Genomic DNA, 22,509 nt, shown 5'->3' with positions numbered 1-22,509 from the left:
GCGGGATGGCTCTTCTCCCTGCCGTTCGTCATCGTCTTCGTTCTGTTCAACGCCTGGCCGATCATCTGGTCGCTCTTCATGAGCATGACGGACATGACGAGCCGCGACCTGCGTACGCCCTTCAACGTCGAGTTCGTCGGACTCACCAACTTCGTCGACGTCCTCACCGACCCGGACTTCCTCCAGTCGCTGCTGACCACCGCCGTCGTGGTCGTCGTCAGCGTGCCCCTCATTCTCGTCATCGCCCTGCTACTGGCTGTCGCACTCAACCGTGGCATCCGATGGGGGAAAGCCTTCTTCCGTACCGTCTACTACGTTCCCGTGGTGACGGGCATCGTCGCGATCGCCGTCGTGTGGAAGTTCCTCTTCGCCGACGAGGGCACCGTCAACGCCGCGCTCGCGGCGTTCGGAATCGACGGGCCCGCCTGGCTGGCCGACCCGTTCTGGGCGCTGCCCACCATCATCCTCCTGGTGGTCTGGCGCTGCTTCGGACTGGTTATGGTGCTGTTCCTCGCCGGCCTGCAGTCGATTCCGGAAGAACTCCACGAGGCGGCACGGGTCGACGGCGCCAGCTCATGGCGGCGACTCGTCTCGATCACCGTGCCCATGCTGGTTCCGATCGTCCTGCTCGCCGCGGTGCTCATGACGGTCGCCGTCGTGCAGGTCTTCGAGGAGCCGTTCGTCATCACGCAGGGCGGACCGCTCGACTCCACACGAACCACCGCGATGTACATCTACGACGAGTTCGGGTTCGGCAAGTACTCGACTGCGGCGGCGGCCAGCTACATCCTCTTCGCGATCATCAGCCTCCTGTCGCTGATCCAGTTCCGACTGCTCAGGAGCCGCACATGACACCGACACGCGCGACGCTCACCCACAACGTCACCCGAGAGCGCCAGCGGAAAGCTTCTGCGGCCGACAGTCCCGGCCCGGCGGCCCGTTGGTTGCTCTATGGCCTGCTTTCCCTCGGCGCCCTGCTCACGATCAGCCCGCTGATCTGGAACCTCCTGAGCGCCTTCAAGCCCACCGGAGAGATCCTGCGGTCACAGAGCTGGTGGCCGGAGGCGTTCACCGGAGAGAACTTCGCCCAGCTCTTCTCGGACGCGGAGTTCCCCCGCTACTTCCTCAACAGCGTCATCGTGTCGGTCGCCATCGTCGTGGGCAACGTCGTCCTCTGCTCGGCCGTGGGATACGCGCTGGCGAAGCTGCAGTTTCCGGGCCGTAGCGTGGTGTTCGCGGCCGTCCTGGTGACCTTCATGGTTCCGTCGCTGGTCCTGTTCGTCCCGCTGTTCGTCACCGTCGCGGGAATGGGGCTCACCAACACGTACGCGGGTCTCATCCTGCCGTTCCTGATCACTCCGCTCGGCGTCTTCGTCATGCGGCAGTTCATCGCGCAGCTCCCTGACGAACTGCTGGAGGCCGCCCGCCTCGATGGTGCCGGCGAGGGGCGCATCTTCTTCCGCGTCGTGTTCCCGCTGTGCGGACCGGCCATCGCGACCGTCGGCATCCTCTCGTTCGTGAACTCGTGGAACAACCTGCTCTGGCCACTCGTGGTCGCGCAGACCACCGACATGTACACCCTGCCGGTGGCGTTGACGACCATCTCGCAGACGGAGGGTTCCACCGACTACGGGCCCCTCCTTGCCGGATCGCTCCTGACGATCCTGCCCATCATCGTCGTCTTCATGTTCTTCCAGCGGTACTTCATCGCGGGAATCGCCTCGACAGGAATCAAGTGACTGCGGCATCTCGATACGACGGCCCGCGTTGGTGGGATTCTCCCTTCCGGCTGCTCCAGACCAATCTCCGGGAGGAGGACGCACTTCTCGACGCACCCGCGGCCGTGGACCAGCTTGTCGACCTCGGCTACGACACCTGGCTGTGCAACGCCGGCGGAATCATGTACTTCTACCCCACGCACGAGGCGTACCAGCGGCCTGCGGCGCGCCTGCGCGAACGGCCGTCGGGCGACATGGTCGGCGACGTGCTGGCGGCCGCGCACGCGCGCGACGTGCGCGTACTGTCCCGGTTCGACTTCTCCCGGCTGCCCACCGAGGTCATCGCCGATCATCCCGAGTGGGCCTTCGTCGACAAGGACGGGGAATGGTTCACGGAGGACGGCCTGACGGCGATCTGTCCGCGCAGTGACTACCACGAGCTGCTCGTGCCGCGCATTCTCCGTGACTTCGTGGAGCGCTACCCCGTCGACGGGGTCTTCTTCAACTGGCTCCAGTACCCCGAGGTCGCCTACAGCGGCATCTACAAGGGCGTGTGCCAGTGCGAGCGGTGCCGTACGGCGTTCCAGGCCGCCCATCCCGGCCGACAGCATCCGCGCACACTCACCGACGACGGGTACGGTCAGTGGCTCGAGGTCGCCCTGCGGCTCCTCACCGAGCTGGCCGAACGCTACTCGAGCGTGGTCAACGACGTGCGTCCGGGCACGCCGCTCATGCTGGCTGATGTGCGGATGGACATCGCGTTCCTCGAGACCAACAGCGCGCTCGACCACAACGGCGACCGTTGGTGGGCGCACACGCCGAGCGAGTTGGCGAGCGTGAACCGACTGTCGGACCCGGGGGTGCCCGCTCTCGTCCACTCCTCGGTCAACCTGGGCCTGCCGTACCGGCAGATCGCCGAGGAACCCACCCAGTTCCAGCGGTACATCGCCCAGGCGCTGTCCCGTGGCGCGCTTCCCTCCACCGTCGTGGTCGGCGCAGTGGAAGCGGGCCGGTACCCGTGCCTGGACGCGGCCGCCGACCTGCTCGGCTTCCTTCGTGAGCACACGGAGTTGTACGCCGGGTTCACGCCCGCCAACCGGGTGGCGGTGCTGCGGCCACGGGGCGGCACGGCGCTGAGCGCGATGCAGAACCGCGTGGACTTCTCGGAGTACCGAGGCGTGTACACCGCGCTCCAGGAGGCGCACATTCCGTTCGACGTGCTGGGTCTCCAGTTCCAGGACCGCCTGGTGGGCGACGACGTGGTGTCGCGCTACGACGTCGTGGTCGTCCCGGGTGCGGAGGGACTGGAGGAGCCGCTCCGGCAGGCGTTGGACGACTTCGTCCGAGGCGGCGGGACCCTCGTGCTCACCGGCGAGGTCTTCGACGGTGAGACGCCGATCTTCGACAGTGATCCGGTCACCCGCCGGGTGCGCAGGCTGGCGGGGCTCGCGGAGTTGGGCGGGCGGTACGTGGGCCCGGCGGACGGCCGGACCGACGAGCCGTTGCACCCGGTCCTGGGCCACTTCAGTGTCGTCGAGCGAGGAGCGGACGCGACCGTCGGCCGACTCGCGCTCAGCACGCAGACCCCGTTCGGTCCACCCGAGATCACCGGTGGGAACTCGGCGCGTGGCGGTGCCCCGGCGTTGGTACGCGGAAGGTACGGCGAAGGCGCGGTCAGTCACTTTCCCTGGGCGATCGGCACCACAGCGCACACCTCGGGCCTCACCGCGCTCCACCGCGTGATCGCCGACGAGGTGCGCTCGCTGCTCGCCGCGCCCCACGAGATCGACGTCGACCTCCCGACCCAGGTCGAGATCACCCTCGGCCGCAGCGGGGGGCGCTGGGTGATGCACCTGGTGAACCACTCGGGCGGACGGGGAGACCGGGTGCGTGCCTCCCTGCCCGCACGCGGCACGGTCACGCTCGGCGGACCGCTTGCCGATGCCGCACGGCAGGGCGTGCACGCCCTGGTGGACGTGCGGGAGATCCAGCCGGAGTCCGTCGTCGACGGTCGGGTCCGGATCCCTGTCGAACTCGATGGTGTACTTGAGGTGATCCGACTTGGCTGAGGCTGCCCGTGAACTGCACCGCGCGTACTATCCGTCGCGCCTCCCGCAGTCACGCGACCCCCTGCTCCTGCTGAACTCGCTGGCGACGACGACGGAGATCTGGCGACCGCTCCTCGCCGAACTCACCGCCGTGACCAGCGTGCTGTGTCTCGACTATCCCGGCCACGGGCGCTCACCGGCGCGGGGCCTCCCGGCCGACCTGGACGAACTGAGTCGCCAGATCCTTCAGGTGATGGACACCCTCGGTGTGCACCGTGTCCACGTCGCCGGGGTGTCGATCGGTGGCATGTCCGCGCTGCGGCTCGCGGACATGGTTCCTGACCGCATCTCGTCGATCACCGTGATCGGGTCGACGCCCGTCATGGACGCCGCGCTCTGGCGGTCGCGTAAGGACATCGTGCAGCACTGGGGGACACGTGACCTCGTGCCCGATGTCATCCGGCGCTGGTTCACGCCGGAGTTCTGCCGTGCCCACCCGGATATCGTCGCCGAGTACTCCGGGATGCTGGAGAGCACCGCCGATTCCGCCTACGCCGCCTTCTCTGACGTCCTCGCGGCCTCCGACCTGCGCGAGCGTCTGTCGGGCATCTCGTGTCCCACGCTGATCGTCTCGGGCACCCATGACCCGGCGGCGACGGTGGCGGACGGGGAGTCGATGGCCGCACGGATACCCGGGGCGAGGTTCGCCGCCATCGACGGGGCCGCGCACATGCTCCAGGCGATGGCGCCGGCGAGGGTGGCCGAACTCATCGTCGAGAGTGTGCTCCGCGGCGAGCAGGGGTCCGCGCGGATTGGTGCGGTCGATCGGCGCGTCTGAACGCGCGCAGGCACGGAACCCCTGGTCATCAAGGTGGTGACCGGGGTTCCGTGCCTGCCGTCCCCGCCTGACTCGCCGAGCGTGCGGGGCCCTCTCACGCTGGCCGGACTACTCCGTTTCGAACGCGCTCCGCACGCGCCGGTGCGCCGAGTCGAGGTGGGCGACCAGACGCGCCCGGGCCGTGTCGGAGTCGCGGGCGCGGAGCGCGTCCAGAATCGCGGCGTGCTCCGCGGCCACCGCGGCGACGGGTGCGCTCTGATGACCTGCGCTCCCGATGGTGAGCAGGATTTCCCCGGTGATGAGCTCGTGCATGCGCGCGAGTCGTTTGCTGCCGCTGGCGCGCACCATACTCGAGTGGAAGGCGATGTCCGCGCGGACCAGTCCGAGCCGGTCGTCGAACTCGCCCGCCATGTCCAGCGCCCGCTGTGCCTCCAGCATCGTGCGGGGCACGTCGCCCGACTCCGCCAGACGGGTCGCCGCGGTCACCTCGATGGCCGTCCGCGCGAGGAAGAGGTCGTCGATGTCGTCGGCCGTCAACACGGTGACGGTCGCGGACTTGTGGTTCGCGCGCTGCAGCAGCCCCGTGCCGACGAGTCGCTCGATGCAGGCTTTCGCGGTGGGGCGGGCTACGTTGTACTCCTCGACCACACGTGCCTCGGTGACCCGCTCCCCGGGCAGGATCTCGCCGGTCGCGATTCGCTGACGCAACGAGTCGAACACCGCATCGGTGAGCGTCGTCGTCGAGATGGTGATCGCGGGCTGAGAGGCAGTCATACCCAACAGTATGCCATGGATTGTAAGATTGTCTGACGAGCGTCAGTGGGCGGCCTCGATGAACGGCAGCACGAGCGCACCGAGCGCCTGCGACTGCTCCACGGGTAGCCAATGTGCGCCGGCCAGCTCCTCGTACCGCGCGTCGGGGACACCGTCGGCGATCTCCCGTAGCATGGCCGGCGGAGTCGACGGATCCACATCACCCGCCACCACCAGGGTCGGACACCCCACCGAGCCGAGCGCTGGCCGCAGATCGAGCGCCCCCAGGGCCTCCGCCGTACGCGCGTACCCCTCCGGATCGGTTGCCAGAAACATCGCCCGCGCGTCGTCGATGACCGCGGGGTTCCGCTCCGCCCAGGCCGGCGTGAACCATCGCGACAGCGAGCCGTCCGCCAACTCCGCCATCCCGCCGGACCGCGCGAGCGCCGCCCGCTGACGCCACAGTTCCTTGTCGGGGAAGTACGCCGCGCTGCAGACGACCGAGAGCGAGACGACCCTCGACGGATGGACGGCGGCCAGCGACAGGCCGACCATTCCGCCGAGCGAGAGGCCCACCACGTGCGCCCGCTCGGCCCCGGCCGCGTCCAGGACGCCGACGGCGACCTCGGTCAGCGACCGGATGTCGATCCCGTCCGCGAGGGGCGAACCACCGTGACCCGGCGAGTCGTACCGGACGACCCGATGCTGCCGTCGCAGGCTCCCGACCATGGGGTCCCAGACTTCCAGGGCGGCTCCCAGTGGATTGCAGAGCAGGATGACGTCCCGACCAGCCGATCCTCCGGTCTCGGTCCAACGCGCCGCGGTCATGCGTCCTCCCCGGACGAGACGGTCTCGATGGTGGCGAGTTCGAAGTCCACCACCGTGTCGATCGTGAAGGTCACCCCGTCACCGCCGGGTACGACCTCGACGTCCGCGCCCTGCCGGCGCAGGCCCACGCGGGCGCGGTCGACTCCCGGCACCCGGACGCTCAGCGGCCCGGTCGGCCGGAACGACTCGACGGGCTCGTCGTTCGCGCCGGGGTTGTCGAGGTTCACGACGGCGATCGCGATTCCGGTCGGCGTGTACCAGCTACGCACGTCGACGCGTCCGTCACCGCGCACCACGACGGAGGGCCCGGAGGGATCGAGGGTCCATTCGGCGATCCCCGCGAGGACGTCGCGGTGGTCGCCGGCCCGGTGTACGAAGTACCGGGCGTCGAGGTCGGTGGCGAGGAAGACGCGACGTCCCTTCGGCTCGCTCAACGCGAGCGTCGGCTGCGTACTCGCGGGCGGAAGACCGGCCGCGTGGGTGGGGATCATGTGCTCCGATCGATTCCACACGAGACCGGTTCGCGCGGCCGTGGTGAAGGGCACCAGCCAGTTCCCGCCGACGACGAGTTCGTCCTCCTCGAGTTCGGGAAGCAGTCGCTTCACGAGAGGATCCGTGCCGACGTGCAGGTAGGAAACCAGGTCGTAGCCATCGGCGGCGGGTGGTCGACGATCGACGCCGACCAGCGCGGCGATCGGATCGCCGTCATGCGGTACGCCCCACTGGTCGGTCATGCCCGCGGTGCCGCAGACGATCAGTCCTCCGCCAGCGGCGGCGAACGCCGTGATCCGCTCCACGGCACCGGCGTCCAGGACGAGAGCGCTGGGCAACACGAGGGTGGCGACCTGCTCGAACGATTCCGTGCCGTCGGCGAGGATCAGCTGCGCGGGCAGGCGACGGCGCGACAGCGCGAGATGCCAACCGCTGACCGCGTGGGCGAAGGCGGGACCGGGCAGCGCGACGCCCCAGTCCTGCACCCAGGTGCTCGCCTGCGACCAGACCACTCCGACGTCGGCCAACGAGCGGCGACCGGTGACCGCGTCGGCCGCTCCGGCGAGCCAGGCGTCGAACTCGACCACCCCGTCGATCCACCGTCTGCTGTACTGCTTTCCCGAGACCGCGTGCCAGACCGGCAACTCCCCGTGGGCCAGCGCCTCCGCCATCTGGAGCCGCAGCTCGGCCGGCTCCTTCGACGAGTGCCGCCCGCCCCCGCGCAGTCGAGCGGTCGACTGCACGCGCAGGGCGGGCCTGCCGGCGGAGACGGATCGGAGCACCTCGGAGCTGAGGCCGACCTCCCACAGACTGTGCGACGGCGCCGACCGCCCGTAGTCGCTCGACCGGTCCTGGTTGTCGCACGCGAGCAGATCGAGCTCGGCCACCCATTCCGTCCAGGGCAGCCCGCCGCTGAGCGAAGGGATCGCGGACGTGGTGAACGACAGTCCCGGGGCGAGACTCCGGGTGTGGGCACGCAGCTCACGGAGGCGCTCGAGGGAGGCCGCCTGGAGGAACCGGACGTACTCACGGAACACCGGGCTCGCGGGATCGTCCGCCGTCGGGAACTCGTCGTGGCCACTGAACGAGGCCCACAGCTCCCGGCACCGGGCGCAGTGGCACACCATCCGGGTGGACGGCGTGGCGAGCGCGACGGTCGGGAAGCCGTTCGTGAAGAACCCGGCGATGTCGTAGCTCTCGGCGACCTCGCTCAGCAGCGCCGGCAGGTACTCCGTGAACAGGCCGGAGTTGATGCAGGTGTAGTACATCTCGTTCTCGAGGCGATGGCCTCCGGGTTGGCCCCAGTTGCCGCCCGTGACGTCGTTGAGCGTGCGGGATCGGCCTTCGGCGTCGACCATCATCCATTCGGGATGCAGGTCACGGAACCGCTGGTCCACCACGCCGACATCCAGTCGCCCCACGACCTCGATGCCGAGTCCACGTGCCGCACCGACCAGCTCACCGAAGAGGTCGCGCTCGTCGACACCGGTGGCGACGGGGTGCCCGGGCAGACGGGTGGGGTGATAGGCCATGATCCCCCCACAGTTCAGCAGCACCGCCTGTAGGTGGGCGCGCTGCCAGATGTCCGTCCAGAACCCCACGTCGACGAGTCGCACGTCGTCCTCGGTGAGGTTGACCTGACCGAACCGGGTCAGGCCGGCCAGTCGCAGGGTTGATGTCAACTCTTGTGCTCCGATCGTCATGGGGTCAGCCGATCCGCGTCGGCGCCTGGACGGCGTTCAGCGCCTTCCGGCGCCGACGGATGGCGTGCAGCAGCGGCTCGGTGTAGCCGTTCGGTTGTTCGGCGCCGTCGAGGATCAGGTGCCGGGCAGCCTGATAGGCAAGGCCCGGACCGGTGGGGGTGACCAGGGTTTCGTAGCGCGGGTCCGCGGAGTTCTGCCCGTCGACGACGGACGCCAGCCGGCCCAGGCTCTCGTCGACGTCCGCAGGCGTGATCACGCCGTGCGCGAGCCAGTTCGCGAGTAGCTGACTCGAGATGCGCAGGGTGGCGCGGTCCTCCATCAGGGCGGTGCCGTGGATGTCGGGAACCTTCGAGCACCCGATTCCCTGGTCGATCCACCGGACCACGTAGCCCAGGATCGACTGGACGTTGTTGTCGAGTTCGCCGGCGACGACGTCGCGCGACAGCGGCGCGACGGCCAGCGGGATGGTGAGCACGTCGTCGACCGGCTGGGGCTCACGTCGCGTGAGTTCGTCGCCGACGGCGAACGCGTCCACTGCGTGGTAGTGGAGCGCGTGCAGGGTGGCGGCGGTGGGCGAGGGCACCCATGCCGTCGTGGCTCCGGCACGCACATGGGCGATCTTCTGTTCGAGCATGTCGCGCATGAGGTCGGGCATGGCCCACATGCCCTTGCCGATCTGACCGTGGCGCAGCATCCCCGCGCTGAGCCCCGCGTCGACGTTCGCGCGCTCGTACGCCTGGAGGAAGGGTTGCTCGCGCATCGACCCCTTGGGCACCATCACACCCGCGTGCAGCGAGGTGTGGATCTCGTCGCCGGTCCGGTCGAGAAAGCCCGTGTTGATGAACACGAGGCGCTCGCGCGCAGCCTCGACGCAGGCCCGGAGGTTCACTGTCGTGCGCCGTTCCTCATCCATGAGGCCCAACTTGAGGGTGTTCGGCGGGAGGTCGAGGATCTGCTCCACGCGGCTGAACAGCTCGACCGCGAACGCCACCTCGGCCGGGCCGTGCATCTTGGGTTTCACGATGTAGATCGATCCGGCGCGGGAGTTGGCACCCGCCCGCGCGCCGCGCAGGTCGGCGAGTGCGCCCAGCGCGGTCATCACCGCGTCCAGCATTCCTTCGAAGACATCGGTCCCGTCGCGATCACGTACGGCGTCCGTCGTCATGAGGTGACCCACGTTGCGCACCAGGAGGAGCGACCGTCCCGGCAGGACGAGCGGGGAACCGTCGGGTGCGACGTAGCTGCGGTCGGCGTCCATCGTCCGCAGGAAGGTCTCGCCGTTCTTCGTGACCTCCTCGCTCAGGGTGCCCCGCATCAGTTCGAGCCAGTTGCGGTAACCGAGCACCTTGTCGGCGGCGTCGACGGCCGCCACCGAGTCCTCGAGGTCCATGATCGTCGTGACCGCGGATTCCAGGACGATGTCCGCGATGCCCGCTGCGTCCGTCCGGCCGACGACGTGGCCGCGGTCGATGACGATCTCGACGTGCAGACCGTGATGCACGAGCAGGATGCTGTCGGGAGCATCGGGGGAGCCGGTGTGACCGACGAACGCGGCCGGGTCGACGAGGGACGTCTCGCCGCCCGGGACGAGTCGCACCGACAGCGCGCCGTCGGCGACGTGATACGCCGTCGCGGCCTGGTGCGACCCGTCGGCGAGCGGGGCGATGTCGTCCAGTAGCCGGCGGCCGCGTCGCACCACCTCCGCACCCCGCGCCGGGTTGTACTCCGTGCCGCGACGGGTCTCGCCATCGTCCGGGATCACGTCCGTGCCGTAGAGCGCGTCGTAAAGCGACCCCCAGCGCGCGTTGGCCGCGTTGACGGCGAACCTGGCATTGAGGAGCGGAACGACCAGCTGGGGCCCGGCCGTCCTCGCGATCTCGTCATCCACCCGCTCGGTGGCGATCGAGACCGAGCCGGGCTCGGGGAGGAGATAGCCGATCTCCTCCAGGAAGCGCCGGTAGTGCGCGGGGTCGGGCTGACCGGGGTTGGCGCGGTGGTACGCGTCGATCTGCGTCTGGAGCTGGTCGCGTACCGCGAGCAGTTCACGGTTGGCGGGGGTGAGGTCGTGGACGAGGTCGGCCACGCCCTGCCAGAAGCGGTCGGCGTCGAGGCCGGTGTCCGCGAGTGCCTCGTCCTCGACGAAGGACGCGAGCGCGGCGGAGACGTCGAGGGCGGCGCGGTTCACCCGCTCGCCGCTCATCGCGCCGGCTCCGCGTCGGCGCCGATCTCCGCCAGCACGGTCGCCGCGATCCGGGCGTCCTCGTCGGGTCGCCCTCCGGCGACTCCGAGACCGCCTACGTGGACGCCGTCGAAGACCACCGGCACACCGCCCTTGATGCTGGTGAGCAGGCCCCCGCTGCCGTGTTCGAGCGCGACCGCCAGGTCCGGCGCCATCGCCGCCGTGGGTCTGCGGGTGGACGCTGCGGTCATCGCCTTGCGCCTACTGGTCTCGACGCTGTGCGGCGTGGCACCGTCGGCCCGCCCGAACGCCACCAGCGCCATCGACGGGTCGACGACGGTCACGACCGCGCGCACGCCCACCCGTTCCGCCGCGTCGATCGCGGCGGACACGGTCCGTGCCGCCGTTTCATACGTGATGGTGGCCACCAGGGTGTGCGTGCTCATGAGGTCTCCTTCGGGTGCCGAGACGGTGCCGGGGTTGCGAGTGCCGTCGGGCTGCGCTGGCCATGACGCGCGCGACCAGTCGCCCAGCCCGCCGGGCAGCTCGTCCGCTACACGGAAATACTCTTCCATAATTCGGAAGGAAGTGGAAGGGTGGCCATGGCTCATCTGCCAGGCAACGTATATTGTCTGGCAATCGCGCCGTGGTCGCGGTGGATCGCGCCGTCCGACCCCCTCGACGAAGAACGGATGTCCATGCTCAACAGACCGGAGGCCCGGCCGGCCGGCGGAAGCCGAACCCTCGCCGTCAACTGCTCGATCCTCATGAAGGAACTGCCGATCCCGGAGCGGCTGCGACTCGTCCGCGAGGCGGGATTCCCGGCGGTGGAGTTCTGGTGGCCGTTCCCCACCGCGGACCCGGCGGCGACGGAGGTGGACGCGTTCGCGAGCGAGATCGAACGCGCCGGTCTGGCGCTCGTCGGGTTGAACCTCTTCGCCGGCGACATGGCCGGGGGCGACCGCGGCATCCTGTCCTGGCCGGGACGCGAGGACGAGCTGCTCGCGAGTGCCCAGGTGGCGCGCGCGATCGCCGAACGCCTGGGCACCCGGCGGTTCAACGTGCTGTACGGCAACCGACAGGACGGCACGAGGCCGGACCGGCAGGACGCGATCGCCGAACGGACGCTGCGACGGATCGCGCCGATCTTCGACGCCGTCGGCGGAGTGCTCATGATCGAGCCGGTCAGCGGCGCACCCGCGTACCCGATCAAGACCGCGGAGGATGCGGCCCGCGTCGTCGCCCGGGTCGCGGCCGACGGCGGGCCACGCAATCTCGGCATCCTGCTCGACCTCTACCACCTGGCGACCAACGGCGACGACGTGGCTGCCGCGATCGCCACCTTCGGCGCGGACGCCGCCCACGTACAGATCGCCGACGCGCCGGGACGCGGGGCGCCGGGCACGGGCGACCTTCCGCTCGCCGAGTGGGTGCGGCTACTCCGGCAGCTCGGCTACGACGGCTGGGTCGCCCTGGAGTACGCGGACCCCTCGGCCGACCCCTTCGCCCACGTCGACGTCCACTCATGGAAGGAGCTGGCGTGACCAGCATCGGATTCATCGGGCTGGGGGTGATGGGGGCGCCGATGGCGGCGAACCTCGTCACCGCCGGCTTCGACGTCATCGGCTACAACCGCTCATCCGGGAAGGTGCGGCAGTTGGTGGAGCGGGGCGGGCGCGCAGCGGCGACCGTCGCCGAAGCGGTACGCGGTGTGGACATCGTGGTGACCATGCTGCCCGACAGTCCCGACGTCGAGGCGGTCGTGCTCGGCGACGGCGGTGTTCTGGCGAACGCCGCGCCGGGCACCCTGCTCATCGACGCGAGCACGATCCGCCCGGAGGTCAGTCGCACCATCGCCGACGCGGCTCGGGCACGCGGACTGCGTGCGCTGGACGCGCCGGTCAGCGGCGGGGAAGCCGGCGCCATCGAGGGCACCCTCTCGGTCATGGTCGGCGGGGACGCGGCGGACTTCGCGGCCGCGCAACCGGTGCTCAACGCCGTCGGCTCGACCGTCGTGCACGTGGGACCCGCCGGTGCCGGACAGACGGTCAAGGCGGCGAACCAGCTCATCGTGGCCGGGAACATCGAACTGCTGGCCGAGGCGCTCGTCTTCCTCTCCGCCCACGGCGTCGACCTGGAGTCCGCCGTCGAGGTGCTCGGCGGGGGACTTGCCGGAAGCACCGTCATCCAGCGCAAGGCGCCCGGCATGCTGAACCGGCGCTTCGCTCCGGGTTTCCGCGTCGACCTGCACCACAAGGACCTGGGCATCGTGCTGGACGCCGCCCGCGCCGCCGGCGTCGCCGTCCCACTCGCCTCGCACGTGGCCGACCTGGTCACGTCGTTGCGGGCGCAGGGCGGGGGTCCGCTCGACCACTCCGCGCTGCTGTTGCAGGTCGAACGGCTCTCCGGCCGTACGAACGAACTCGACGAGGAAGGCGAGGGCGCGTGACGGCCATCGACGACGGCGGACTGCGCGAGCTGGTGGGGCGACTGACTCTGGAAGAGAAGGTGGCGCTGCTCACCGGGCGGGACTTCTGGAGTACGGTGCCCGTCACCTCGATCGGCCTGCGGTCGATCGTCTTCTCGGACGGCCCCTCCGGAGTGCGGGGACCCGTGTGGGACGAGCGGTCCCCCTCCGTCAGCCTCCCCTCCGCGAGTGCCCTCTCCGCGTCGTGGGACCGCATGGTCGCCGCCGAGTACGGCCATGCGTCGGCGTCAGAAGCACGCCGCAAGGGCGTCGACGTCGTCCTGGGGCCGACGATCAACCTGCATCGCTCGCCACTGGCCGGGCGTCACTTCGAGGCGTTCAGCGAGGACCCGCTGTTGACCGCGGAACTGGCCGCCGCATACGTCGACGGGGTGCAGCGCTTCGGTGTGGCCGCCACACCGAAGCACTACATCGCGAACGACTTCGAGACCGAGCGGTTCACCGCCAGCGCCGAGGTCGACGAGCGGACGCTGCGCGAGGTCTATCTGCGTGCCTTCGAGACGGCGGTCGTGCAGGCACACGCGTGGGCCGTCATGAGCTCGTACAACTCCGTCAACGGCGTGACCGCGTCCGAGCACGAGCTGCTCGAGACCCCGCTGAACAGCGAGTGGGGCTTCGACGGAGTCGTCGTGAGCGACTGGACGGGGGTGCGTTCGATCGCGGCGGCCCGCGCGTCGCAGGATCTCGCGATGCCCGGACCCGAAGGCCCCTGGGGTGACCCGCTCGTGGAAGCGGTACGCGCCGGCGAGGTCGACGAGTCGGCGATCGACCGGAAGGTGGTACGGATCCTCCGCCTCGCCGCGCGGGTCGGGGCACTCGGCGACGCGCAGGCGCTGCCGGTGGCGCCGGTCGACAGCATCCGTTTCGCCCGGGATTCGGAGATCGCCGGAACGGTCCTCGTCGCCAACGACGGGATCCTCCCGCTCGACCCGGCGCCGGCACGAATCGCCGTCATCGGCTACAACGCCAGGGTGGCCCGGTTCCAGGGCGGCGGGAGCGCGACCGTCCTGCCGGAATGCGTCGTCAGTCCGCTGGCCGGAGTGCGCGCCGCCTTCCCCGGGTCCCGGGTGGACTACGCCCTCGGCGCGGTCGTGCAGGACGGCCTGACCGACATCCCGCTGGAGGAGACGCGCAATCCGCGTACCGGCGAGCAGGGTGTGCGCCTGCGACTCCTCGGAGCCGACGGCGAGGTCCTCGTCGACGAGGACCGCTTCGCGTCGTCGTGGGTGTGGTTCGGCGGGGACGCGCCGATCAGCCGTGGGCGAACGCTCGAGGTCGTCACGGAGTGGACGCCCGCCGACTCCGGCGAGGTCGAGATCGGCTTCACCGGCGTCGGACGCGGACGACTCGTACGAGACGGGCAGACCCTGCTGGACCAGGTGGCCCAGGCCGACGGTGAGGACCTCGGCGCTTCGCTGCTGTCGCCGTCCACCTGCACCGTCCGCACATCAGTGGAGGCAGGGCGAACCTACGCGCTCGAGTTCCGGCTCGACTACGAGCCGGCCGACGGCGCGCTCGGGGGCGTGCTCAGCGCCGGCTTCGGCCTCGGCCCCGATCTGTCCGATCCGGACGAACTCCTGGCCGAGGCGGAGATCCTGGCCGCCGAGTCCGACGTGGTCGTGCTCGTCGTCGGAACCAACAGCAGGGTCGAGTCGGAGGGGCGCGACCGCGCCGATCTCGACCTGCCGGGTCGCCAGGACGAACTGGCCCGGCGGGTGCTCGCGGCGAACCCGCGCACGGTGGTGGTCGTCAACTCGGGCTCGCCCGTGCTGTTGCCCTGGGCGGACGCCGCCGCCGCGGTGCTGCTCACCTGGTTCGGCGGGCAGGAGTACGGGCACGCGCTCGGCGACATCCTGAGCGGGGCCGCCGAGCCCGGTGGTCGCCTCCCCACCACCTGGCCACGCGAGTTCGAGGATCTGCCGGTCCGGAACGTCACCCCGCACGAGGGACGCCTGCGCTACGACGAGGGGATCCACGTCGGTTATCGCGCCTGGCTGCGCTCCGGTCGTACCCCGCGCTTCTGGTTCGGCGAGGGACGCGGATACACGACGTTCGAGACGACGACGCCGACGGTGCGGCCGGAGGCCGACGAGCACCTCCTTACGACGACGGTGACGAACACCGGCGCGCGGCGGGGCAAGCACGTCGTCCAGGTCTACGCCTCCCGTCCCGACTCCGCGATCGACCGTCCGGTCCGGTGGTTGGCCGGCTTCGCGCCGGTCTGGCTCGACCCCGGCGAGCGCGCCGAGGTCCACATCCGTATTCCGAAGCGCACATTCGCCCACTGGGACCGGGGATGGGTGTACGAGCCCGGTGAGTTCGCGCTGGCGATCGGCGCCTCCGCCGGAGACGTGGGCGAGTCGGTGCGGCTCGTGGTCGGGCAGGACCCGTCGTGACCGACCGGCTCATCGTCGTCGGGCAGATCACGTTGCCGGCACCGGCGGCGGACCGGATCCGTACGGCGGCACCCGGGTTCCGCCTCGTCGTCGCCCCGGAACCCGACGAGACGCTCATCGCCACGGCCGAGGTGTACGCGGGGCACCTCGAACCGGACGACATCGCCCGCGCGGGCAGGCTGCGCTGGAACCATCTCTGGACCGCGGGCGCCGACGCCGACCTGTCGGAGGAGATGCGCGCAGCCGATGCCGTGGTGCTGACGTCGTCGGCGGGCAACGGAGCGATTCCGCTGGCCGAGCACGCCCTTCTGCTGATGCTCATGCTGGACCGGGACGTACCGCGGTGGCTGGCCGCGCAGCGGGCGCGGACGTGGGATCGATACCCACATCGCGAACTCGCGGGACAGACCGTGGGCATTGTCGGGATGGGAGCAGCCGGCCGTGACCTCGCCGAGAAGTGCCACGCGTTCCACATGCGGGTGGTCGGGCTGCGTGGCAGGCCCACGATTCCCGCGGCCGGGGTGGAGAGGATGTACGGTCCGGAGCAGATCACGCAGTTCGCCGCCGAGTGCGATTACCTCGTCGTCGCCGCGCCGCTGACGCCCACGACGCGCGGGATGATCGACCAACGGGTGTTCGCGGCGATGCGTCCGACAGCGACGATCATCAACATCTCACGAGGCGAGATCGTCGACGACGAGGCCATGCTCGCGGCAGTCCGGGAACACCGCATCGCCGGCGCGGGTCTGGACGCGCACCGCGTCGAGCCCCTTCCCGCCGACTCGCCGTGGTGGACCGAGCCGGGCGTCATCGTCACCCCGCACAACGGTGCCACCACGCCGCAGACCGTGGCGCGCGCCGTCGACGTCTTCGTGGACAACGTCGAGCGCTACGCCCAGCGCCGTCCACTCGTGAACGTGGTCGACAAGCAGTCAGGGTACGCGTTCGGATGACAGCCTCGGACGTTCGAGAAACATCGAAACCCACGCGTGTGGTGTTCGCCCCCGACAGTTTCAAGGGGACCATCCGCGCGGCAGCGGCCGCGCAGGCCATGGCCGACGGGTGGGCGGCAGTCCGTCCACACGACGAGCTGGTCTGCCTGCCGATGGCCGACGGAGGCGAAGGCACCCTCGATGCTTTCGCCTCGGCCGTTCCCGGCGCGCGCCGCATGCCCGTCACCGTGACCGGCCCGACCGGCACGCCCGTCGACACCTGCTGGCTACTCCTGCCTGCCGACCACGGACCGGCGGCGACCGCGGTCGTGGAACTGGCCAACACGTCGGGGATCGAGCTCGTCGCGGACGCCACGGCACTACGCCCCCTCGACGCGAGCACGATCGGCTTCGGGCAGGCCATCCGCGACGCACTCGAGTACGGAGCGACCCGGCTCGTGCTCGCCGTGGGCAGCAGCGCCTCCAGCGACGGCGGCGCGGGCCTGCTGCACGCTCTCGGCGCCCGGGTGGTCGACGCCGACGGCTCTCCGGTCGGCCCTGGCGCCCGGGGCCTGGAGAACGTGGCGCACGTCGATCTCGGCGGCCTCGTCCCGCTTCCCCGAGACGGCGCGCTCGTACTCACCGACGTCGTCTCACCGCTGCTCGGCCCCGATGGGGCGGCCGCAGTGTTCGCGCCGCAGAAGGGGGCGAACGCCGACGAGGTCATGCGCATCGAGTGGGCGTTGGCGCGATGGTCGCGCGCCGTCGGCTTCGATCCCCGCACGCCCGGTGCGGGCGCTGCCGGGGGAGCAGGGTTCGGTCTGATGGCGTGGGGGGCACAGGCGGCTCCCGGCGCCGTCACGATCGCCGACCTTGTCGCCCTTCGTGCGTCGATCGAGGGCGCCGCCCTCGTGGTGACCGGCGAGGGCAGCTGGGACGGGCAGTCGCCGCACGGAAAGGCGCCGTCGGTCGTCATCGCGCAGGCACGCGAGGCGGGTGTACCGGTCGCGCTCGTCGCCGGCCGGATACTGGCCCGCCCGGTGGGCGTGGTCGCCGCGATCTCGCTCGCGAAGACCGCCGGTAGCCCCGACCGCGCGATGGCCGACGCCGCCCGGTGGCTGCGTGAGGCTGGCGCGCGGCTGGCCCGGGAGTCAGTCGAAGGCGTGACGTAACCGTCTCCCCTTCCGGGTACTATTTTCCGTATCATGGACAAATACCCGGAGGGTGTGGTGGACGTCACGCACAGTGGTGGCGTGCAGTCCGTTGCCCGCGCGTTCGGACTGCTCGAGGCCCTCGGCGAGCGAGGCGGTCAGGCGTCACTGACCGAGCTCGCCGACAGTCTTGGCCTCGCGCTCCCGACCATTCACCGCCTTCTGCGCACGCTCGTCTCGCTCGGATACGTCCGTCAGCTTCCGTCCCGCCGCTATGCGCTTGGTCCGGGACTCATCCCGCTCGGCGACCAGGCGACCCGGCTCCTGGCCGCATGGGCCCGTCCCGCGCTCGAGGAGCTGGAGCACGCCGCCCAGGAAACCGCGAACCTCGCGATCCTCGACGGAGACAAGGTCGTCTACGTCGCGCAAGTGCCGTCTCGTCACCAGATGCGGATGTTCACCGAGGTCGGGCGCCGCGTACACCCGCATTCGACCGGTGTGGGCAAGGCGCTCCTGGCGCAGATTCCGGACGCCGACGTCCTGGCCATGGTGCGGCGCGTGGGCATGCCTCATTTCACCAACAGCACGCACACCACGGAATCAGACCTCCTCGCCGACCTTGCAACGATCCGGGAACGCGGTTACTCGATCGACGAGGGGGAGCAGGAAGTGGGGGTCCGCTGCTTCGCGGTTGCCGTCCCCAGGGCACTGACGCCGATGGCGGTGTCGGTATCGGGCCCGAACACGCGTGTCACGCACGCGGCGGCGGAGTGGATGGTCCCCGCCCTGCTCCACGCAGCCGAGCAGCTCGCGAGCTCGCTCGTTACGCAGTCCGACTAGCCCGATGCATGCCGTGTCCGGCAGTGACTCTGAAACTCGATGGCCATGTCTGCCCGGCCGGTGCGATGATCGACATCTGGGTCGCTAGCTCAACTGGCAGAGCATTCGACTGAGTAGCGCGTTCGCTTTCCGCCTGTGCGGTCATGGAGGCGCTTCCTTCTCCTTGCCTAATCGGAAGGTTCGGGGTTCGAGTCCCCGGCGACCCACTGTGCTGCGGCTGCAGGCTGGCAACTGCCGGAGTCGACCGGAACGGGGGACCACGTGCTCGAGAAGCTGATTATCCAGAAGACGCTGCGCGTGCCGGCCAGCCATGGCGCGGCTGGCGATGGCACGGTGGTGGCCCGGCAACTGGATGCGGCGTTGCTCGATGTCGGGTTCTCGGCGTCGCGGGCTCTGCTGGAGCACATCGGCGCCCTGGCCCCCGCGCCGGCGATGGATCTCGCCGCTACAGTCGTGTCGGCGGTGCGTGAGCTGGTAGGCGATCATGTCCAGCACAACGCCTATTTCATCGGCTTCCCGGACGGCGTGCCGGACACCATCGAGTTCTGGACGGATCGGCTTCGGGCGGCCGTGCTCACCGGCGGGGGCACGGCCACCGACGCGCAGCTGCGGGACGCCGTCGCCTCGGGTGGGGTGAACCTGCTCGACCTGCCGGCTTACGGGGTCTACCAGCACACCTATGCCGAGCTGTTGGCCGTGCACGACGCGCTGATCGCCGCAGCCGGGGACCGGGTGACGTTGCTGCGTCTCGGCGACGCGGCCGACGTGGAGGCGGCGCGGCTGTATCTGGCTCTGGCCGGTAGCTCGACGCCGCATGGTGAGGCGGACCTTGCGCTCCTCAGTGAACTCGCGGTCGCCTGTGTGGACGCTGCGCAGCCGGCCGAGGTTCCGGTGCGGGAAAACCGTGCCGTGCTCAACGGGGTTCGGCTTGTCCTGGGCCGGCCGTTGGTCGGCGTGGACACGACGACCGACGTGCTGCGCCTTGCCTGCCATGTCTCCGGCGGGGACGCCTCGCTTGAGACACCCACGCGATTCCGTGCCTTCCGGCGCCCGGAGCGGCGGATGCTGCTGGCCGCGTTGAACGAGGTCGTCGGGGCAAGCCCGGACAAGCTCGGTGACGTCGTGCGCTACGCGGAGCGGTGGAAGCGACTCGGGGAGCGGCTGCACCCGCACGAGTACGGCCAGTGGCCGCACGCGCAGAAGGTGTTCACGGTCGCGCGCGGCGAGCGACGGGTACCCAACCTCGCCGGCCGCGCGGAGACGGCGATCCGCGCCGGAGCCATCGGCCCGGCCGCTTCGGTGTTGTCGGCCGCGCCGGGCCTGCTCCTGCGATCCGCGGACCGGCTGCTGCGGATGGCATCGCCGTCGGAACGGACCGCTGTGGTCGAAGCGGTGACCGATGCGCTCGGCTCGGCGTCGGGCCGGGTGCTCCTCTCGCTGCGGGAGCATGTCGACAACCGACTGACTCCGGCGTCCGCCCGGATGTACGTGAACCGCTCGCGGCGCGCGTGGGTCGGGCCGGACCAGCGGCCACCGCTGCCCGCCGGGTTGGTGGCCGAGCTGTCGTCGCTGCTCGACGCCGAGATCAGCGCCCGCCTGCCGGCGCCGGAACGGCCGCTGGTGGTGGACCCGGAGGTGCTCGACGTCGCACTGCCGTTGTCCGGCAAGGCGGCCGAGGGCGGATTCGCGGTGCTGCCGAGGGGGTCGCGGGCGGCGGTCTCCGGTGAGCTGCTGCGCTTCTTCACCTACTGGCGTCAGACCAGTCGTCGTACCGACTACGACCTGTCGGTGCTGCTGCTCGACGACGAGTTCCACAGTGCTGGCCAGGTGTCCTGGACGAACTATCACCACGACGGTGTGGTGCACTCCGGCGACGTCACCGACGCGACGAACGGTGCGACCGAGTTCATCGACGTGCCCCTGACAGTTGGTGGGCAGTATGTGGTTCCGCAGGTCTACATCTATGCGGGCGAGTCGTTCGACGAGGTCGCCGAGTCGATGTTTGGGTACCAGACCCGCACACGGGACCAGCGCGGTGCGCCGTTCGACGCGCGGACCGTGCGGGCGCGTTCGCACCTGCGTGGCCAGGGCCAGGTCGCGCTGCCGATGGTGTTCGCCAGGGGCGAGCGTGGCTGGCAGGCCGTGTGGCTGCACCTGTACCTGCGGGGCAGGCCGTCCTTCAACAAGGTCGAGGACAACACGTTCACCACGGCCGACCGGGTACGAGCGCTGATGGAGCGGCGGTACCTCACCGTCTCCTACCTCGTTGACCGGTGGCGCGCACGGGCCGAGGTGATGACGTGGAACGGCCGGTTGCCGGACGAGCCGGTCACGTTCATTGGCATCGAGGCGCCCGAGGACCTGCCGGAGGGATCGGAGACGTATACACTGGATCGGCTCAGCGAACTGATCCCTGAGTAAGCGGCGACAGCCGAGGCCATGCAGGCGCTTCCTACTATTCCGTTCGATTCGGGAACTCCGCGCAAGCGGAGACCTGGCATTCAGCGCCCGCGCTCTCCTCGGCACTCGCCCGCGAACCACAGGAATCTCTCGGCCACATCCCGATTTGCCCGTCGAAGCAGCGCCACGCTGCTTCGACGACACACGGCTCGTGCAGATGTCTGAGCCGGTCGGGGCGAGGTGCTACGCCCGGTCTCGGGTGAAGGTCACCAGCTCGCGCCTCAGGTCGACCGTGTCGACCTTCCATCCGGCGTTCAGCCAGGCGTGCTTGGAGCTGTCGAGAGCCGGTAACCGGAGAGTTCTACCTGCGGCAACCGTCGGTCAGGTCTGCGGCGACCCCCGTCGCGGAACCTGGCTGCCGTGACGCATACCTTGAACGCCCTGGTGACGGTGGGTGCCGTCCTCGCCCTCGACGAACACTTCGAACTCGCCCGAGTGCCCGACGGGCGGCCGGCTCCCCACCACAACGCCGTCTAATCGGCGCTCAAATTCACGATCACGCCCTGGTCCGCGCACGCCGACTGCAACCCCGACAGGTGCGTCTTCATCGGCTCCGCGAACGCGACAGCGGCCATCTCGTTGCCGTCCCCCAAGTTTTGGATCTGCCACGCCAGGTCGACGATGGCGGTGCCGTGCTCCTCCAGCTTCTCGTAGTGGGATTCCTCGAAGATTGCCCGCGCTTCCCGGTACTCAGCCTCGGTCATCTTGTCGTCGCCGTTGGTCTTTTCGCGGCCGTCCATCTGCTTGCCGTCGCGCATGGCTTTGCAGGCGGCGACGCCGGTGTCTTCGCGGATGAACCCTTCCCAGGCGGCGTAGCCGATGGTGCCGGTGAAAAGGACGGCCAAGGCGGTGATGCCGGCGATGATGAGGGGTTTCCGGATGGTCGCCTGCGGCGCGGTGACGGTGAACTCCGTGGGCTGCGGCGGGGTGCCCCAGGACTGGTGGTTCGGGTCGTGGTTGGGCTGGGGCGGCAGGTGGGTCAAAGGGGTCTCCCTGGCTGGGCTGGTGACCGGTCGATGATGGTGTGGTCTGGGCCGGTTGGGCGTGGCGTGTCGGGTTGGCGACTGCAGTTGTGTCCGGTCGGCTGGTAGCTGCCGGTACCGGTGATCCCGTAGATCGCCCCTCGGTCGTGGGCCGGTGGGTCAGTCGGCCTCCGGCAGGCGTTCGGATGTCGGAGACGTCGGGGGCTTGGACGGGTTTGATCGCCTATCGCTGACTCACGACGCGTCGCCGGCCGCCAGTCCCGCATCGAACGCGGCCAGGAAGTCCAGCAACTGACGCCGCGCGGGGTCGTCGTGCGTGTAGTGGTTCAGGAATGTCGACGTGACGCGGTGTGAGCGGTCCTCGACCACCTCGATCAGCTCGGCGAGTTGAAGCCGAGCCTCGGCCACCGCGACCGACCCCACCTGACGGCACCACGTTTCGATAAGGGCGGGATCGGTGGAGACGGCGTCGATCCCGCAGCACGGGCGGACACACTCGACCTCGCAAAAGATGATGCCCTTGCTCAGCGGCGGTGGTATCTCGACCGACACGTCCACCATTGCCGCTCCTTCCGCTGAGCCCGCCCCGACGGGGCCGGTAGCCGATGCTAGTGCTGTGTCCACTAACGTTCACCGGGTTTCCGGTGGGTTGTTGTGGATCCTCGCTGGTTGGGCGAGCGACTTCCCACCACCGCAGCCG

The 22,509-nt window shown here is 69.8% G+C and carries 18 protein-coding genes and 1 tRNA gene; 12 read left to right on the top strand and 7 right to left on the bottom strand.

All coding sequences use genetic code 11. From position 1 onward, the window contains the following. The first annotated feature begins 93 nt into the window (after nucleotides 1-93). From GA0074692_RS13160 to GA0074692_RS13145, 4 genes are read left to right on the top strand one after another with little or no spacing between them, the layout of a single operon-like run. A complete protein-coding gene (locus GA0074692_RS13160) occupies nucleotides 94-852 on the top strand; it encodes a carbohydrate ABC transporter permease (protein WP_218106650.1) in 759 nt (252 codons plus the stop codon). Then, nucleotides 849-1,739, top strand: coding sequence for a carbohydrate ABC transporter permease (locus GA0074692_RS13155; protein WP_091644181.1), 891 nt, complete (start codon nucleotides 849-851; stop codon nucleotides 1,737-1,739). Before GA0074692_RS13160 ends, GA0074692_RS13155 begins: the two co-directional genes overlap by 4 nt. Further along, entirely contained in the window at nucleotides 1,736-3,787 is a 2,052-nt protein-coding gene (locus GA0074692_RS13150) for a beta-galactosidase trimerization domain-containing protein (RefSeq protein ID WP_091644178.1), read from the top strand. The genes GA0074692_RS13155 and GA0074692_RS13150 overlap by 4 nt, the downstream gene beginning before the upstream one ends. Continuing rightward, nucleotides 3,780-4,604, top strand: coding sequence for an alpha/beta fold hydrolase (locus GA0074692_RS13145; protein ID WP_091644175.1), 825 nt, complete (start codon nucleotides 3,780-3,782; stop codon nucleotides 4,602-4,604). Before GA0074692_RS13150 ends, GA0074692_RS13145 begins: the two co-directional genes overlap by 8 nt. Nucleotides 4,605-4,712: 108 nt before the next feature. Here GA0074692_RS13145 and GA0074692_RS13140 read toward each other — a convergent pair whose 3' ends face one another. Genes GA0074692_RS13140 through GA0074692_RS13120 form a run of 5 tightly spaced genes read right to left on the bottom strand, consistent with a single transcriptional unit; the run spans nucleotide 4,713 to nucleotide 11,005 of the window. Further along, nucleotides 4,713-5,378 carry a GntR family transcriptional regulator gene (locus tag GA0074692_RS13140; RefSeq protein ID WP_091644172.1) on the bottom strand — a complete coding sequence of 222 codons (666 nt, stop codon included), beginning with the start codon at nucleotides 5,376-5,378 and terminating at the stop codon, nucleotides 4,713-4,715. Nucleotides 5,379-5,420: 42 nt separating this feature from the next. Next, entirely contained in the window at nucleotides 5,421-6,185 is a 765-nt protein-coding gene (locus GA0074692_RS13135; RefSeq protein ID WP_091644168.1) for an alpha/beta fold hydrolase, read from the bottom strand. Further along, a complete protein-coding gene (locus tag GA0074692_RS13130) occupies nucleotides 6,182-8,359 on the bottom strand; it encodes an alpha-amylase family protein (RefSeq protein ID WP_091644164.1) in 2,178 nt (725 codons plus the stop codon). Before GA0074692_RS13130 ends, GA0074692_RS13135 begins: the two co-directional genes overlap by 4 nt. Nucleotides 8,360-8,384: 25 nt before the next feature. Next, entirely contained in the window at nucleotides 8,385-10,580 is a 2,196-nt protein-coding gene (locus GA0074692_RS13125; protein WP_091644161.1) for a malate synthase G, read from the bottom strand. Further along, entirely contained in the window at nucleotides 10,577-11,005 is a 429-nt protein-coding gene (locus GA0074692_RS13120) for a GlcG/HbpS family heme-binding protein (protein ID WP_176738439.1), read from the bottom strand. Before GA0074692_RS13120 ends, GA0074692_RS13125 begins: the two co-directional genes overlap by 4 nt. A 252-nt stretch (nucleotides 11,006-11,257) precedes the next feature. Here GA0074692_RS13120 and GA0074692_RS13115 point away from each other — a divergent pair, with 252 nt between their 5' ends. The 8 genes from GA0074692_RS13115 (at nucleotide 11,258) to GA0074692_RS13085 (ending at nucleotide 20,787) form a co-directional block, all read left to right on the top strand. Next, on the top strand, nucleotides 11,258-12,103 hold the full coding sequence (locus GA0074692_RS13115) for a hydroxypyruvate isomerase family protein (RefSeq protein ID WP_091653376.1): 846 nt from the start codon (nucleotides 11,258-11,260) through the stop codon (nucleotides 12,101-12,103). Beyond that, nucleotides 12,100-13,008, top strand: coding sequence for a 2-hydroxy-3-oxopropionate reductase (locus GA0074692_RS13110; protein WP_091644153.1), 909 nt, complete (start codon nucleotides 12,100-12,102; stop codon nucleotides 13,006-13,008). The genes GA0074692_RS13115 and GA0074692_RS13110 overlap by 4 nt, the downstream gene beginning before the upstream one ends. Next, nucleotides 13,005-15,443, top strand: coding sequence for a beta-glucosidase family protein (locus GA0074692_RS13105; protein ID WP_091644151.1), 2,439 nt, complete (start codon nucleotides 13,005-13,007; stop codon nucleotides 15,441-15,443). Before GA0074692_RS13110 ends, GA0074692_RS13105 begins: the two co-directional genes overlap by 4 nt. Further along, nucleotides 15,440-16,396, top strand: a complete 957-nt coding sequence (locus GA0074692_RS13100; protein ID WP_091644147.1) for a D-2-hydroxyacid dehydrogenase — start codon at nucleotides 15,440-15,442, stop codon at nucleotides 16,394-16,396. Before GA0074692_RS13105 ends, GA0074692_RS13100 begins: the two co-directional genes overlap by 4 nt. Next, on the top strand, nucleotides 16,393-17,547 hold the full coding sequence (locus tag GA0074692_RS13095; protein ID WP_091644144.1) for a glycerate kinase: 1,155 nt from the start codon (nucleotides 16,393-16,395) through the stop codon (nucleotides 17,545-17,547). Before GA0074692_RS13100 ends, GA0074692_RS13095 begins: the two co-directional genes overlap by 4 nt. 33 nt (nucleotides 17,548-17,580) lie before the next feature. After that, entirely contained in the window at nucleotides 17,581-18,366 is a 786-nt protein-coding gene (locus GA0074692_RS13090) for an IclR family transcriptional regulator (RefSeq protein ID WP_091644141.1), read from the top strand. Nucleotides 18,367-18,444: 78 nt separating this feature from the next. Continuing rightward, a tRNA-OTHER gene (locus tag GA0074692_RS34705) sits at nucleotides 18,445-18,572 on the top strand. A gap of 55 nt (nucleotides 18,573-18,627) precedes the next feature. Further along, on the top strand, nucleotides 18,628-20,787 hold the full coding sequence (locus GA0074692_RS13085) for a TerD family protein (RefSeq protein ID WP_091644138.1): 2,160 nt from the start codon (nucleotides 18,628-18,630) through the stop codon (nucleotides 20,785-20,787). Between the two features lie 512 nt (nucleotides 20,788-21,299). On the opposite strand, the gene GA0074692_RS13080 is transcribed toward GA0074692_RS13085, so the two are convergent. Both GA0074692_RS13080 and GA0074692_RS13075 read right to left on the bottom strand, forming a co-directional pair. Next, nucleotides 21,300-21,809 (bottom strand): hypothetical protein, encoded by a 510-nt coding sequence (locus GA0074692_RS13080; RefSeq protein ID WP_091644135.1) that lies wholly within the window; start codon nucleotides 21,807-21,809, stop codon nucleotides 21,300-21,302. A 234-nt stretch (nucleotides 21,810-22,043) separates the two neighbouring features. Then, a complete protein-coding gene (locus tag GA0074692_RS13075) occupies nucleotides 22,044-22,370 on the bottom strand; it encodes a DUF6331 family protein (protein WP_091644132.1) in 327 nt (108 codons plus the stop codon). Between the last annotated feature and the right edge of the window lie 139 nt (nucleotides 22,371-22,509).

It is taken from the genome of Micromonospora pallida, assembly GCF_900090325.1.
In the GTDB taxonomy this organism is placed as follows: Bacteria; Actinomycetota; Actinomycetes; order Mycobacteriales; family Micromonosporaceae; genus Micromonospora; species Micromonospora pallida.
Note: the sequence above shows the minus strand (reverse complement) of the source record. Positions and strands in the feature narration are given on the sequence as shown.

Excerpts from the sequence above, each read along its gene's own strand:
- GA0074692_RS13135 (WP_091644168.1), bottom strand. The coding sequence starts at position 6,185 with ATGACCGCGGCGCGTTGGACCGAGACCGGAGGATCGGCTGGTCGGGAC.
- GA0074692_RS13140 (WP_091644172.1), bottom strand. The coding sequence starts at position 5,378 with ATGACTGCCTCTCAGCCCGCGATCACCATCTCGACGACGACGCTCACC.
- GA0074692_RS13160 (WP_218106650.1), top strand. The coding sequence starts at position 94 with ATGACGAGCCGCGACCTGCGTACGCCCTTCAACGTCGAGTTCGTCGGA.
- GA0074692_RS13125 (WP_091644161.1), bottom strand. The coding sequence starts at position 10,580 with ATGAGCGGCGAGCGGGTGAACCGCGCCGCCCTCGACGTCTCCGCCGCG.
- GA0074692_RS13090 (WP_091644141.1), top strand. The coding sequence starts at position 17,581 with ATGGACAAATACCCGGAGGGTGTGGTGGACGTCACGCACAGTGGTGGC.
- GA0074692_RS13075 (WP_091644132.1), bottom strand. The coding sequence starts at position 22,370 with ATGGTGGACGTGTCGGTCGAGATACCACCGCCGCTGAGCAAGGGCATC.
- GA0074692_RS13120 (WP_176738439.1), bottom strand. The coding sequence starts at position 11,005 with ATGAGCACGCACACCCTGGTGGCCACCATCACGTATGAAACGGCGGCA.
- GA0074692_RS13095 (WP_091644144.1), top strand. The coding sequence starts at position 16,393 with ATGACAGCCTCGGACGTTCGAGAAACATCGAAACCCACGCGTGTGGTG.
- GA0074692_RS13115 (WP_091653376.1), top strand. The coding sequence starts at position 11,258 with ATGCTCAACAGACCGGAGGCCCGGCCGGCCGGCGGAAGCCGAACCCTC.
- GA0074692_RS13155 (WP_091644181.1), top strand. The coding sequence starts at position 849 with ATGACACCGACACGCGCGACGCTCACCCACAACGTCACCCGAGAGCGC.